This is a genomic window from Rhodothermales bacterium (genome assembly GCA_013002345.1).
Classification (GTDB): Bacteria; Bacteroidota; Rhodothermia; order Rhodothermales; family JABDKH01; genus JABDKH01.
Genome location: JABDKH010000059.1, coordinates 16,706 through 31,180 on the forward strand (window position 1 = coordinate 16,706; position 14,475 = coordinate 31,180).

Annotated in this window: 12 protein-coding genes; 4 read left to right on the forward strand and 8 right to left on the reverse strand. The window is 57.5% G+C overall.

The window, feature by feature from the left end:
- Positions 1-438: 438 nt before the first annotated feature.
- The gene (locus HKN37_02870; GenBank protein ID NNE45584.1) at positions 439-933 is read left to right on the forward strand and encodes a hypothetical protein; all 495 of its coding nucleotides are present in this window, start codon (positions 439-441) and stop codon (positions 931-933) included.
- A gap of 319 nt (positions 934-1,252) precedes the next feature.
- Here the strand turns inward: HKN37_02870 and glmM are convergent, their stop codons facing one another.
- Complete coding sequence (gene glmM / locus HKN37_02875; GenBank protein ID NNE45585.1) at positions 1,253-2,647, reverse strand: phosphoglucosamine mutase; 1,395 nt, start codon at positions 2,645-2,647, stop codon at positions 1,253-1,255.
- 160 nt (positions 2,648-2,807) lie between these two features.
- On the opposite strand from glmM, the gene HKN37_02880 reads away from it, so the two are divergent.
- Positions 2,808-3,635: an alpha/beta hydrolase gene (locus tag HKN37_02880; protein NNE45586.1), complete on the forward strand. Its 828-nt coding sequence runs from the start codon at positions 2,808-2,810 to the stop codon at positions 3,633-3,635.
- Positions 3,636-3,663: 28 nt separating this feature from the next.
- On the opposite strand, the gene HKN37_02885 is transcribed toward HKN37_02880, so the two are convergent.
- The 6 genes from HKN37_02885 to pdhA all read right to left on the reverse strand — a co-directional run bounded on the left by HKN37_02885 (position 3,664) and on the right by pdhA (position 11,320).
- Positions 3,664-5,166: an asparagine--tRNA ligase gene (locus tag HKN37_02885; GenBank protein ID NNE45587.1), complete on the reverse strand. Its 1,503-nt coding sequence runs from the start codon at positions 5,164-5,166 to the stop codon at positions 3,664-3,666.
- Between the two features lie 98 nt (positions 5,167-5,264).
- Positions 5,265-6,725, reverse strand: coding sequence for a GWxTD domain-containing protein (locus tag HKN37_02890; protein NNE45588.1), 1,461 nt, complete (start codon positions 6,723-6,725; stop codon positions 5,265-5,267).
- A 154-nt stretch (positions 6,726-6,879) separates the two neighbouring features.
- A complete protein-coding gene (locus tag HKN37_02895) occupies positions 6,880-7,704 on the reverse strand; it encodes a transcriptional regulator (GenBank protein ID NNE45589.1) in 825 nt (274 codons plus the stop codon).
- A 91-nt stretch (positions 7,705-7,795) separates the two neighbouring features.
- Complete coding sequence (locus tag HKN37_02900; protein ID NNE45590.1) at positions 7,796-9,136, reverse strand: 2-oxo acid dehydrogenase subunit E2; 1,341 nt, start codon at positions 9,134-9,136, stop codon at positions 7,796-7,798.
- 41 nt (positions 9,137-9,177) lie between these two features.
- Positions 9,178-10,161: a pyruvate dehydrogenase complex E1 component subunit beta gene (locus tag HKN37_02905; protein NNE45591.1), complete on the reverse strand. Its 984-nt coding sequence runs from the start codon at positions 10,159-10,161 to the stop codon at positions 9,178-9,180.
- A gap of 52 nt (positions 10,162-10,213) precedes the next feature.
- Entirely contained in the window at positions 10,214-11,320 is a 1,107-nt protein-coding gene (gene pdhA / locus HKN37_02910) for a pyruvate dehydrogenase (acetyl-transferring) E1 component subunit alpha (GenBank protein ID NNE45592.1), read from the reverse strand.
- Between the two features lie 261 nt (positions 11,321-11,581).
- On the opposite strand from pdhA, the gene HKN37_02915 reads away from it, so the two are divergent.
- On the forward strand, positions 11,582-12,202 hold the full coding sequence (locus HKN37_02915; GenBank protein ID NNE45593.1) for a sigma-70 family RNA polymerase sigma factor: 621 nt from the start codon (positions 11,582-11,584) through the stop codon (positions 12,200-12,202).
- An 11-nt stretch (positions 12,203-12,213) separates the two neighbouring features.
- Complete coding sequence (locus tag HKN37_02920; GenBank protein ID NNE45594.1) at positions 12,214-12,498, forward strand: hypothetical protein; 285 nt, start codon at positions 12,214-12,216, stop codon at positions 12,496-12,498.
- Between the two features lie 119 nt (positions 12,499-12,617).
- On the opposite strand, the gene HKN37_02925 is transcribed toward HKN37_02920, so the two are convergent.
- Positions 12,618-14,297, reverse strand: a complete 1,680-nt coding sequence (locus HKN37_02925) for a T9SS type A sorting domain-containing protein (GenBank protein NNE45595.1) — start codon at positions 14,295-14,297, stop codon at positions 12,618-12,620.
- Between the last annotated feature and the right edge of the window lie 178 nt (positions 14,298-14,475).

The window sequence follows — 14,475 nt, forward strand, 5'->3', positions numbered from 1 at the left end:
AAAGGCGGTGCCCGAATGGGTGCCGCCTTTTTTGTTTACGGTCAATGAGTCGACACGCTGCGGATCGACAGACACATGGCGTCCACCCTGGCAGGCCACGCACTCGGTCGGATGGCCATGAATCCGCGAGTCGCCCGGTCGACGTAGCCGTTTAGTCGTTTGTCGGTCCTTACGTTGTTCAGGGTATTCCCGCCGTTGCGCCGCGTACTTCCACGCACAGCAGTCGTGGGTCTCATTTCGTATCTGAAACACCATTACAATCCTATTGAGGACCCTCGCCGCGCCTCCTCGAAGCAGGATACCCGTTCGTCAGTATTGAGCACGTCCAAGCGCGGCATGCAGGTCCCAGCCAGCTCCGCAAGAGGTATTGGTATGAAAACCGTCTGCTTACTCTCCACAATGTTGCTCGTATTCGCACTGACAGGATGCAGCGAGACGATGCCAACTGAATCAGCCGTAGTCGCAGATGCCGAGGCATCTCAAGGTGGCGTCGCCGCCGGCGCTAGCGCGGCATACAAAGTCCAGCGAACCGTCGGACCGGTGGAAATCGTCTCGATAGAAGGTGTTGAAGAATATATCGAATGCCTGGACGAAACTATGACCTGGCATGGGTTCGCTGACTACGTCATGGTCACGACTACCCTTCCTTCAGGGAATCAAATAGAGCATCTTAAACTCAACTACGATACCGCGTCTCCGCAATGGGGACAGGCACCAGAGTCGGGCATCTGGAGGCTTACAAATGGCGAGGACATCAGTCACACGGTCCGTAAACAAAACGGTCCGTCCGTGATCGACCACTTCCAACTCAATGAGAAGTATGCTAACCAGGATGGCGACAGGCTGCACCTCCGCGCCAGCTGGACGGGACATGAGGATTCGGAAGGAAACTTCACACTCGCCCGATTTGTGTGGGATTGGAAATGCAATTGAGCCGCCGCGATCAATCCTGAAGGCCGAGCCGACAGTGCCGAGCGCTGCAACCTCACGAACCGACTTACATTGGTCGTCAGATAGCTTGTCCGGTCTTCTTCGTTTCGGGGTCGTTGTGCCGGGTCCGCAGCCCTCGCGGTAGCGGACCCGGTCGTTTCGAAGGGTGAACGAAGGAAGTGTCTCCCAGGACCCGTCCGGGCTCGCGCTCGGTCTTCCTGATGACCTGGATTGTCGGGGAGGAGGGCGTAGCCCCATCAGTTCAGCCCAACCCACCTTTCACGGCACCGCCAGCCACCACCGGCAACCACGGACCCACGTTTCAGCTGTCGAGCGATGCCGCCAACCCGTTGACCTCCCCCACCAACCGCTCGCCGAGCTCCTCTGCCTCGTGCGCGCTCGGCGCCTCGGCATAAACCCGCACGATGGGCTCCGTGTTCGACCGCCGCACATGGACCCAGCTGCTTTCCATATCGATCTTCACGCCATCCGTCGTATCAACCCGTTCTGCTTCGTGCGCAGTCGCCAGTGACGCAAGCAGCACGTCAGGATCGACCGCACCGATCGCCGTCTTCTTCTTGGCAATGTGATACACGGGCAACCCCTCCCGCACATCCGTGAGCGAGCAGCGTTCATTGGCAAGATGTTGAAGCAACATCGCAGTCCCGACGAGAGCATCTCGGCCGTAATGAAGGTCTGGAAGTATCACGCCACCATTCCCCTCACCGCCCAGCACGGCGCCCACCTCCTGCATCTTCCGGACCACGTTGATCTCACCCACCGCCGACCGGTACACCTTCTGCCCGTGCCGGGCTGCGACATCCTCGATCGCCCGCGACGATGACAGGTTCGTCGCAAACGGGCCAGGCCTGAACCGCCACATGAAGTCTGCGGCCACAACCTGCGTCAACTCCTCCGACATGTACCGGCCCCCACCCTCAATCAAAGCAAGCCTGTCGGCATCAGGATCCACCACTATTCCAAGATCGGCCCCCGAATCTGCGACTGCCCGCATCGTCTCGGTAAGATTGGCCGGCAACGGCTCCGCAGGATGCGCGAATAGCCCCGTCGGATCGCAGTTGAGGCGAATAATCTGCTCCTCGGCCAGTCCCAGTCGAGCGAGCAGCGCAGGAATCGCAATGCCACCGACGGAATTGATACCGTCGACCACAACCCGAAATCCGCGCGCTGCGATCGCGCCACGATCTATAAACGGCAGCGCGAGTATCTGATCAATGTGATACTGTAGATAGTCAGACTCTTCGATCTTGCCAATGGTCTCAAAACCAACGGTCGGATCGAGTCCGTCGGCAGCCAGTGCGAGCACTCTGGCTCCTTCATCGGGGGAAAGAAATTCTCCTGCTCCATTGAGCAGCTTCAGCGCATTCCATTCGCCCGGATTGTGCGAGGCTGAAAGTACGATGCCGCCAACAGCACCTTCCTTAATCACGGCCATCTCGACCGTGGGCGTTGAAGAAAGGCCGGCGTCAATGACATCAATCCCGGCCGCAGACAACGTGCCCGCAACGATCCGAGAACATATGTCACCCGTTGTGCGCGCGTCGCGTCCAATGACCACCAGAGACCTGCTCCCCTGCTGCTCCCTGCACCACAGTGCATAAGCGGCCGCGTATTCTACGAGTTCGCGCGGGCCCAGTCCTGCACCGAACACTCCCCGTATTCCACTAATCGATGCGATCAGGATTCTCTTCGACATTTGTAACCACACTTAATCAATCCAATACCCGCCCAAGATACCGAGGCAGGTCTACTTTGACACTAGCCTGAATCGTGCGCCAATTCGTCAACACCGCCCTATCTTTGGCCTGACCAGTGGATCCCGAGATCTTGCCAGTTAACCTCCTCGACTGCCGCGTGTGGAAGACTCATCGAACAGCTTTGTTAACCGGGACGGCATTCGCCTGCGCGAGCGATGCTGGGTGCCTGTCGCACGTCCCCGTGCAGTGGTAGCGCTACTGCACGGACTTGCCGAGCACACCGGTCGGTATGAGCAGCATGCAAAGCACTTTACTGATCTGAACATCGCGGTGGAGTCGTACGACCAACTCGGGCACGGCATGTCGGGAGGGCGGCGCGCCTACATCTCGGCTTACGAGACGCTCGTCCGCGACGCCAGGGATTTCATTGATCGCGTGGTCGACAGATATCCGGGCACGCCGGTGTTTCTTCTCGGCCATAGTCTCGGTGGAGCCGTTGCGGCTCTGGCATCCGTCGATTGCCCGCACGAAATACGCGGCTTGATCATGAGCAGCCCGGCCATCGCCCTGATGGAACCGCCATGGCTTCAGAAGACAGCCCTGATGCTGTCGCATCTCATACCGCGATTGCCGGTCAAGCCGCTGGACCAAACACTTCTAGCAACAGATGGCCGTGTCGCGCTGGCATTTAAGGACGATGCGTTGACTTTCTGCAAGGCGCTTTCTATCGGCACCGCTGCGGAAATCATCCGAATCGGACAGGCCGCACTCCACTCCGCTCCGCGTATCTCGCATCCTCTGCTTCTTGTGCACGGCAGAGAGGACCGAATCACTTCTCCTCAGGCGAGTGGTGAGTTCTTCAGGTCGGCAGCATCTCAGGATAAATCCGTGTCGTTATTCAAGGATATGTATCACGAGACGTTCAACGAACCTGGCGGACAACGCGTACTTGCTCTGATGTCAGACTTCGTTCTCGAACACGTCTAGCGCAATGTCGTCGCGGCCTGACTTCCGGCTACGGGTGCAGCCTGCCGAGCAATCTTGGAAAAGGAATGGTCTCGCGCACGTGGGTCACGCCGCACAGCCACGATACAGTTCGTTCCAATCCGAGCCCGAACCCCGCGTGCGGTACGGAACCGTACTTGCGGAGATCGAAATACCAGTCGAAGGCCTCCTCGGGAAGGCCGTGAGCTTCCACCTGTCTGCGAAGGAATGCGAGGTCAGTCGCCCGCTCTCCTCCTCCAATTATTTCTCCGAAACCCTCGGGTGCAAGCACGTCCATTCCGAGGGCCAGTTTGTCGTCCTCGGGATCGCGTTTCATATAGAACGCCTTCACCGCTGCCGGATATCGATGGACGATTATCGGCCGGTCGAAATGCCAGGTGATGACGGTTTCATCGCTTCCCCCGAAGTCCCCGCCCCACTCAAATCCCATCGCGGATTCCTTCCATGACGGAAGATTGCGAAGCGCTTCCTCCAGTTCCTCGACGCGCGCGTTTATCTCGATTTCGCGAGCATCCAGTCGCCGCTTGACCGCCTTCTTGGCCTGACCGTATGCCTTCTGATTGCTCTCGAGTTCAGCCTTCAGGTCGGCCAACTCCGACTTGTGGGAGGAAATACGGGCGTCTATCATGTCGGCCGATTTCGCACTCTTGAGAATGTCCACGGCCTCGGTGTAGGTGATTCGCGGAAACGGTGGTGTGCACCGGCGGAGCAAATCAACATCTCGCCCGATAATCTCCAGTTCGGCCGTGCAACTCTCCAGTACTTCTGCGACGATGTGCACCAGCAGTGCTTCGGCGAGGTCCATGTTCAGATCGAGATCGTAAAATGCCATCTCAGGCTCGATCATCCAGAATTCCGTCAGATGCCGACGTGTCTTCGATTTTTCCGCTCGAAACGTCGGCCCAAACGTGTAGATCTTGCCCATGGCCAACGCCATCGCTTCTCCGTGAAGCTGTCCGCTTTGCGTCAGGTAGGCCTTGTCGCCGAAATAGTCAATCTCGAACAGCGTCGACGTCCCTTCAACGGCGTTTCCGGTGAGGATCGGAGCGTCCATCTGCACGAAACCACGATCCTGAAAGAATCCGTGGATGGACATAATTATCCTGTTTCGAACGCGCATGATGGCCCACTGCCTGCGGCTTCGAAGCCAGAGGTGGCGGTGGTTCATCAGAAACTCCACGCCGTGCGCCTTGGGACTTATCGGGTAGTCGTCCGACCGGCCGATCAACTGCACGCCGGTGACCTGGAGTTCATAGCCGCCGACCTGTCTTTCGTCCTCATGCACGGAACCTGTCAACTCAAGCGCCGATTCCTGGGTCGCTTCGGCAGCAACCTGCCACATGTCTGCGCTCACCGACTCATTGGATACAACGCACTGCGCAAGCCCGCTACCGTCACGCAGTATCAGGAAGATCAGGCTCTTCGAATCCCGCTTGTTGTGCACCCAGCCTTTGAGCGTCACCGTCGATCCAACGTGGGCATGGAGATCGTCGATGCTAACGTAGTCGGACATGCGGTGAAACCAGATCTTTCGAATGACTGAGTGCGAGGAAGTTTAACATGGACGGGTGGACCGACGAAGCGGCGCCAGCTGCCCTGTCTGTTCCGGCTCTACCTTCTGCGTAGTTCGTCCTGCCAGTTGGGAAGCGTCGTTCCTCCCGATACGGTCGAGTGTATGATCTCAAACCGACCAAACCCCGACCGATCGGCGAAGACAAACATGGCCTGACCTTCGCCCGGGATGTTGTTGTAGTCCCACACCTCGTACGGAACCGTATCGCGCTCATAGAGATGCGGGTCGATGCCACTCGGCAGACCGTGCTGAAGCAGCACGCGTCCCCTGTCTGTCTTCCAGCCCTCTTCGAAACTGTTCGTGTACCGGTCATCCGCATACTGGACGCGCTGGAAGAACTCCTCTCGGAACGCATTCCCCTGCATACTTGGATTGGGGTCTCGATTCGCCCAGAACTCCATTAGAAATCGGCGCCTTTCGTCAAGGTCGCGGATTCCCTTGACGCGGCGGCGTTCTCGCTCACTTGCAATAGACTGAATGAGTTCTACCTCGCGCTCCACATCAGCCTCCGGGATGGACGCGAACGGACTTGACTCGAAAGCCCCCTCTACGCCAACCGGTTGTTCTCGAACGACATTCGGATTGAACACAAAGAACTTCCGAGCCTGCTCCACGACCGCCACATTGTCACGGTTAAGCGCCACCATTCGCAAAAAGTACGAGCCGCTTGGCACCTGGCTGACGTCGAATGAACCCACGATCACGTCCGGCGACCGGGCAGGTCGGGTGATGCGTCGACTGAGTCCGTCCAGAGGATTCGAGAGATTGGCCTCGGCGATATAACAAAACAGCGTGTAGTCGCTGTCGACACCCGGCAGCGCGTCAATGTTATACGTCTCGGCATAGTAGAACAGCCGTCCCAATCCTTCGCCGAACAGCTGATTCGCGTTGTGTCGGATCGACAGACCATTCTTGTAGAAGGGACTGGACTTATCGTCCGAGCGCTCGATCTGCGACGCCAGCGTGATATCAGAGATCGAAGCGAGATTGTTGTACGAGTATGAGGGAACGACCACGTCGCGACGTACCCGAACCTCCGCCCGATCGAATGCCGCGTCGCCACGAATGACGACGTCCATCTCATATTCGCCCGGCGGGATCGCCGTCCTCAACTGATGCAGGAAATGTTGGCCCTGAGCAAGGCCGACCGTATCCTGAACTACGAATGAGAGGTTCATGGAATCTGACCACACCGGGTCCACGGGTGTACCCTCCAGTCCTTCCTGGGTGCTTCTGAAGACGACAAGGTCGATAGGCAGAACAGCCAGATACCCCTGGTCGGTCCTGACGAAGTCGAGTGACGGAGCCTCGAATGCGAGATAGACCTCAAGAAGGGAGCTTGCGTCGTCGTACGCAAAAGAGGCGACATCCAGGTCCACCTGGACAGGCAAGTCCTGAGCTTTCGCCACGGACGAAATTGCCACGACCAGCAGCGCGGCATGGGCACAATGTGACAGGAATCGAGCGGAGAACACGGCCATAATATTGATGTAACTCATACCGGCACCAGCCAGGTCAAGCGGCACCCGAATGCGTTCTAGTGAGCAGAATTGTCAAACGACGACGTGACGGGAGTTTACGCCGAAGGTCGATTGCGGGTTCACGGAATCCGATGCGACGGATATTGAAGCGAAATCACGTCACCATCGGTGTTCACGAATCAGGAGGTTCATTTGACGGATCACGTTCAAATCGAGTCTCGCAATCCTTGATGAAGCGGCCCGAGCGGCCGTCGAACCGCCTCTCCTCGATCAGGAAGTGGTCCGTCTCCACGGTAACCAGGTTGTAGAAATTGGATCGCCGATGCTCCTTCCTTCCTCTCGAACTCGTTGCCGTTCCCGCGCTTGCAACAACGAGTCGGTGGTCGCCGGGAATTATTTCGACCGGCTCGATGTGGGAGATGTGGAGATGGCCGCACAGAATCAAGTCGACCCCGGAATCAGCCGCGACGTCCAGCGTATGCTGAGAATGTCGTGCAATGTCGTGCCAACCCAGAGCTTCAATCCTGCTGAGATGATGATGGACCACCAGAATATTGAAACTGCTGTCGCGTCGACCCGTGAAGAACTCTCGCATGCGATCGCGCTGACTACCATCGATACGGCCGCCCTTTATGGTAAGTCCCGTTGCTGAGTTGATACCCAGGACGGCTACACCGTTGGCGACATACGACGGCGTTGGATCGTCGGAGATGTACTGGTGGTAACGCTGGAGAGGATCGAGCAATCGGCGAATGGGAAACCACCAGGCGAACACATCGTGGTTGCCTGGAACGACGAGCACGTCCGCTTCGAGCCGCGAGAGCATGGCTGCTGCGTCTGCGAATTGCTGCGGCCTCGCCCTCTGCGTCAGATCGCCCGATACGGATACCAGATCTACGTCGGCACCGTTAATCTCGTGCACAAGTGCATCTACGATCGCTGGCTGGGCAATCTTGCCGAAGTGGATATCCGATATGTGAGCTATCCGGAGTGACACGGGTCAGGGGCGACAATTCGTGATCAACGGTCGCAATACTTGGACCACGCGTAGCCTTCTTTGTTGCGCAGTTCCGCCTCCGAAGACGCTTCTAAAGCAGCAGATTCAGCGGCTCTTCGAGGTACTTCCGAAGAGTTTCGAGAAAGCGAGAACCGGTCGCGCCATCCACGACGCGGTGATCGCAAGACATGGTGAGCTTCATGCGCTTGCCCGCCACTACCTGCCCGTCTCGAACGATCGCCTCATCCCGAATCGCACCGATAGCCAGTATGCACGCTTCGGGTGGATTAATGATGGCCGTGAACTCCTCGATACCGAACATTCCGAGGTTGCTCGTGGTGAAGGTCGACCCCTCGAACTCTTCGGGCTGAAGCCGTCGATCGCGGGCCTTCTGGGCCAGCATGCGTGTCTCAGCTCCGATCTCACTGAGACCCTTCCGGTCCGCATGTCGGATGACCGGTGTTATCAGACCTTCGTCAATGGCGACCGCCACCGCTACGTGAATTGATTTGTGGTAGCGGATCTCTCCCTGATCCTCCAGATAAGACGCGTTGACCGCCGGATGGCTACGCAATGCGACTGCGCATGCCTTCGTAATAATGTCATTGAACGAAATCCGCTCCGACCCCTCTTTCTCCGCGATGGCATTGACCCGTGCCCGTGCTGCGACCGCGCGGTCCATGTCAACATCTATTGTGAGATAGAAATGAGGGGCGGTGAACTTGCTCTGTGCCAATCGCCGTGCGATGGCCTTCCTCATTTGCGAAATTCGAACGGTCTCGCCCGGCTGATCCGCATCGCTGAAGGCGGTCGGCTGGTACGGAGCCGGTGTTGGGACGCGAGTGGCAGCAGGCGCAGCGCTCTTCTCGCGCTCGGGCTCACGCACCAGCGGCGCAGGCGCCTGTGTCTGTGCCGGTACCTGCACTCCCCCCATCGCCAGTTCGATGTCGCGCTTCACAATACGACCCTCGGGACCGCTACCCCTCATGCGCGTCAAATCAAGTCCGTGCTCCTGAGCCAGCTTCTTTGCCAGCGGCGACGCCTTTACTCTTGAGCCGTCTCCGGCTACCGGAGCGAGGGCCGGCAGGGAGTCCTGGCCATTGCCCGAGGCGACTCCAACATTCTCGGCAGCCGAGGTGTCTCGCGACGCCGCACCTGCGGAATAACGTTCGAGAAGATCCGATACGTCCTCTCCTTTGTCTCCGAGAACTGCGATCAACGCGCCGATCGGCACCGCGTCACCCTCGCCGATTACTTTCTTCAACAGCACGCCGTCGTCATAGACCTCCAGGTCCATCGTCGCCTTGTCGGTTTCGACCTGGGCTATGATATCTCCGGCCGCTACGGCGGCTCCTTCGTCAACGAGCCATGCTACGAGCACACCCTCCTCCATGGTGTCGCTCATCTTGGGCATCTCAACAGGAATGGCCATTACTTTCGGGGTTGGCTTGAGGTAAGTAGCACAACGGGTGCCTAGTCAACGTACATCACTTTGCGGCATGCGTCATACGCATCCTGCGCACTCGGCATATAGTACTCCATGAGATTCTTCGCATAAGGCGCGGGAGTATCCTTCGCAGTGATCCGCATGATGGGCGCGTCCAGATAGTCGAACGCACGCTCTTGAATCTGATACGTCATCTCCGATGAGATACTCGCAAACGGATTGCTCTCGTCGATGATGACGCATCGATTTGTCTTTCTAATCGACTCAAGGATCGTGTCGATATCGAGCGGTCGAATGGTTCGAGGGTCAATCACTTCCGCCTCGATACCATCCTCGGCAAGCATCTCTGCGGTCTTCATCGCTACCCAGTAGCTCTTACTGTGGCCGACGATCGTCACCGCGTCTCCCTGTCTCGCAATTCGAGCCTTGCCGATCGGAATCAGGTAGTTCTTTTCCTCGGAGACATCTCCCTTCCATCCGAACATGACTTCGGATTCAAGGAAGATCACCGGATCATCGTCCCGGATTGCTGACTTGAGAAGGCCTTTCGCATCGTCCGGGTTTGATGGTGCCACGACCTTCAAACCTGGAAACGTTGCGTAGATGGATTCGGTAGATGTGTTGTGCGTAGCGGCCAGCTGGCCGGCCGCACCGTTGGGCCCACGGAATACAATCGGGACCTTGAATTGACCGCCGGACATGTACCGAATCTTTGCCGCATTGTTGATCAACTGGTCAATGGCGACGAACGAGAAGTTCCACGTCATGAACTCGACGATCGGTCGCAGACCATTAAGAGCGGCTCCGATACCCAGACCGGCGAATCCGTTCTCGCTGATGGGGGTGTCGATGACACGCTTGGCACCGAACTGAGCCAGCATGCCTTCGCTAACCTTGTACGCACCATCGTATTCCGCCACTTCTTCTCCCATCAGGAAGATGGTGTCGTCACGCTCCATCTCCTCCACCATCGCGGCGCGGAGCGCCTCTCTGAATTGCATTTCAGCCATATCGTAAACTCGTGCTCGTCAAATTGAATTCTACTCTGGAAGGAGCGGAGTGCTACTTCAGAAACGGGTAGTCCTTCTGGGCATAGACATCTTCGTAGATCGACTCCAGCGGAGGCTGCGGGCTCTTCTCGGCGAACTCGACAGACGCCTTCACTTCGCGCTTGACGTCTTCGTCGATGACGTCTAGTGACTCGTTCGTTGCCAGGTTATGGCCGACGAGATACGCCTTCAGACGAATGATCGGATCTGCGTTCTTCTTGTTTTCCATCTCCTCTTTCGTCCGGTACTTGCCGGGATCGCTCATGGAGTGACCGCGGTAGCGGTACGTCCTGACCTCGAGCAGCGACGGCTGATTGTCGCGCGCCATCGCGATGTGATCCGAGAACGCACGATAGCAGTCGAAGACATCCATTCCATCGGCTAGAGCGCCGGGCATGTTGTAACCGGTAGCCTGCTTGAACAGGTCCGTCTCGGCCGACGCGCGATGTACGGCTGTGCCCATTGCGTACTCGTTATTCTCGACCACCAGAACAACCGGCAACTTGTAGAGCGACGCGAGATTGGCGGCCTCGTGGAATGAACCCTGGTTGATCGCACCATCACCAAAGAAGCAGATGCAAACGCCTCCGTCCTCCTTGTACTTGTGTGCGAACGCAATGCCGACTCCCACCGGAATATGACCTCCGACGATACCGTGCCCGCCGAACAATCTCTTTTCTGCACTGAAGAAGTGCATCGACCCGCCCTTGCCCTTTGAGCAGCCGTCGACTTTCCCGAAAAGCTCGGCCATACACTCGTTGGAGGTCATGCCCATTGCGAGAGCGATACCGTGATCGCGATACGCCGTGATCACCGAGTCCTCGCCGATCTTCATCGCATTAGCCACGCCCGTAGACACCGCCTCTTGACCGATGTAGAGGTGCAGGAAGCCGGAGATCTTCTGCTTCCCGTACATCTGAGCCGCACGCTCCTCAAAACGGCGCTGAAGCAACATATTCCGGTACATGTCCAGCAGCTGGTCATCTGCGAGGCCGAGGTCCGTGTGGCTGACTTCGTCAGATTGAAACGACTTGTATTCGACCTCCGTGCGGATAACATTCGCCGGGTCCTGCTCGCCATTGGCAGGAGGAGTGCTGGCTCTTGCTGTCTTCCTCGTCATAGTCCGCTCTTCTTACGGTTGTGGTGATTGCTGCTTGTTTTGCGACCGCTGCGAAGCATTCGCGTTTCCGCCGGGCAGCAGAAACGACTCGAAAACGTCAAAACAAGCCGAAATGTTTGCCGACAGCAAAATATCGGCAAGTTGCTAAAGGTACGAAACAAGGTGTAAACTATGTGCGGTGGATCCGTTCTTATTCCCGTTTCGGCAGCGTGATAATAGCCCTGGCACCCGTTGTCTGGTGCCGTAACGATCGCCAACTGAATGAAACCAAGTCCCGTGAAAGCTGATCAGACCCCGGAGAAGGCGGTGGGCGCGTCCTACGAGCTCGACGCCCTGCTCCGTGGCGACAAGAGAGCATTCGAGGCGCTGGTCCGCGAGGAGTCGGCAAGACTATTCAGGGTGATCGTGAGGATTCTGCGTGACGACGATGAAGCTGCTTCGGTTATGCAGGAAACGTTCCTGCAGGCATATCAGCGAATTCACACGTTCCGGGGCGAGTCGAGAGTTACGACATGGCTCTACGCGATCGGCATCAACCTGAGCCGTGCGGCGCTTCGGAAATCGAAGCGAACGACCGCTCTCGACGAGGCGGATCTGGACAGGCTGCAGCCGCAGTTTGCGAAGGGAATGTATCGGGACGCCGGAGCGGACTGGGATCCGCACAAGCTCACTGAGCGAAATGAAACTCAGCGGATCGTCAGGGAGGCCATCGACCGGCTGCCAGAAAGTTACCGGATGGTTGTGACACTCCGTGACATTCGCGCACTGCCCACGGCGGAGGTTGCACAGATGCTCGACATCACCGAGGGAGCAGTTCGCGTCCGACTGCATCGTGCCCGACAGGCCCTCAAGAGTCTCCTCGACCCACAGATGAGGTACTGACCGAACTCATGATCCTGCACAAAATAAAAATCATGCTCGGACTGGAGCCGTCGTGCGAGGAAGTCAACGGCTTCATCGTAAAGTACCTGGACGGCGAACTCGATGAGAAGACCAGGAAGAAGTTCTGGGCGCATATTGGCGACTGTCCAACCTGCGGCCGCTTCTTTGAGCAATACACGGCGACAATCGATGTGACGCGAGAGGCGGGCCACATCACACCGCCTCAGGAGCTCGTCGAGAAGACGCTCGCGTTTCTCCGGACGAGGTGGGCTGATGGCGCTTCGGCCTCGGACTGAAGCGAGTCCAGAAGTCGGCCAAGCCAGCCAGACAAGAAATGGCCCGCCGCAACACCTGCGACGGGCCATTCCTTTATCAACGCAGGATTCGGAGACCGAACCCCGCCGTCGTGTTTCGACTACTTGAGTAGAACCATGGTCTTTGCCATCTGCGTCTTGCCGTACTCGAGGGCGTAAACATATGTCCCGCTCGCAACCTGCATTCCGCTCGCGTTCCGACCGTCCCACGAGACGCCATGACGACCGGCTTCCTTCATCTCACCATCTACCAGCGTCCGGACCAGCTGCCCCATCACGTTGTACACGCGAACGGTCACTGCCGTCGCTGAAGGCAACTCGAATTCGATGGAAGTTGTCGGATTGAACGGGTTCGGATAGTTCTGATCCAGAACAAACCCGTCCGGAACCTCGGCAAGATCGTCGATCGCCGTTGGCACGCCCGTGTACTCGAGGACGATGATCATCGGCTGTCCTGCTTCGGAAGCGAACAGGTTGGTCAAGACCACCTCGTTCTTCCCGTCGCCGTCAAGGTCGTTCGCGATACGCATCGGATAGTAACGCTCCGGCGTCCCACCCGAACTGTCCAGAAGAAGCGACCATGAATAACTCGTCGAGTCCGCTCGATTGCCAACACCGTCGTACTCGATCAACGAGACCTTCTCGCTGGTACCGTGCGACGCCACGATGTCCGTCAGACCATCGCCATCCAGATCGCCAACATCAGCCCCTCTTGACCGCGCTGTCGCGTCAAACGTCCCCACGGTCTGAATGTCCGCAACCGTCATCGTCGAGATGTCCGCAATGTCATCAACGTAGTACAACTTGCCGTCGGTCATCGGGAAGTATCCCTCCATCTTCCCGTCACCGTCGTAGTCCTCGAAGGCCATGTCGTGCGAGTTGAACGAACCCGGATCGGCCACCGGGATCACACCGTCCAACTCCACCTGCAACGCATACGTGTCCGGACCCGTCACCTCGAAGATGGCCATCGTCCAGTTGTCCCACGTGTTGTACCAGATCTCGTTGTTGCCGTCGCCGTCAAAGTCCACGACATCCACATCGTACGTGCCGCCACCGCCGAGCACCGCCTCACCGGCCTCAAACTCGATGTTGAAGGTCGCAAACGCGTCCAACTGAGGCGTCGCAAGCGACATCACAACCAGCTCCCTGTTGCCACCCGTTCGCGATTGGATGATCAACTCGGTCGCTCCATCTTTGTCCACATCAACCAGTTGAAATCCCGACGGACGAAAATCGACGGTCCCATCGGTTCGCACCTGGAGTGACACCGTCGGTGTAGCCGGAAACACACCTGCCTCAGCCTCAAAGATGAATACATCCTCAGGATCATCGTTGATCGTCGGAATACCGAAATAAATCTCCCAGTTGCCGTCGGAGTCGATGTCTCCATACGCCATGGCAGGTAACGAATTCGATCCGTCCGGATGTGTGTAGTGCCAGACGTATTCGAACGAGTCATTGCCGTTGTTCTCGTACAGGAACACGTCCAGAAAACCCGGATCCGGTCCACTTGGAGCAAGCGTCTCGTCGGTCGAGAACAGAATCTCCTTGTTCCCGTCGTTGTCCAGATCCATGCCGGCCAGCACACTGCGCGCACCAAAAGCCGGCCCACGTGGAAACAACACCGCATCATCACGCGGATCCAGACTCCAGGCTAATTTGTAATCGTCACCAACAGTGTACTGTGCCTGAGCAGTCTGTGGCAGGACGAGCTCTGTCGTCAGAAAGCCCGCCAAAATGAAAAGGGTGCTCGTGAGCAGCGATATCAGTTTGTTCATCAGTCGCCTCCGACTAAACTTGAGATAAGGATCAAGATCGAGATGGGCGTCCCGAAATCCCGTACGCATTGAGGTCTCGGGAATTACTGTAGTTAGAAATTTTCGAGCGTGAACGCAAGTGAATGCCCCCTTTGACGTTGATTTGATGTACGGACGCTGCCAGATCCTGCGTAACCGG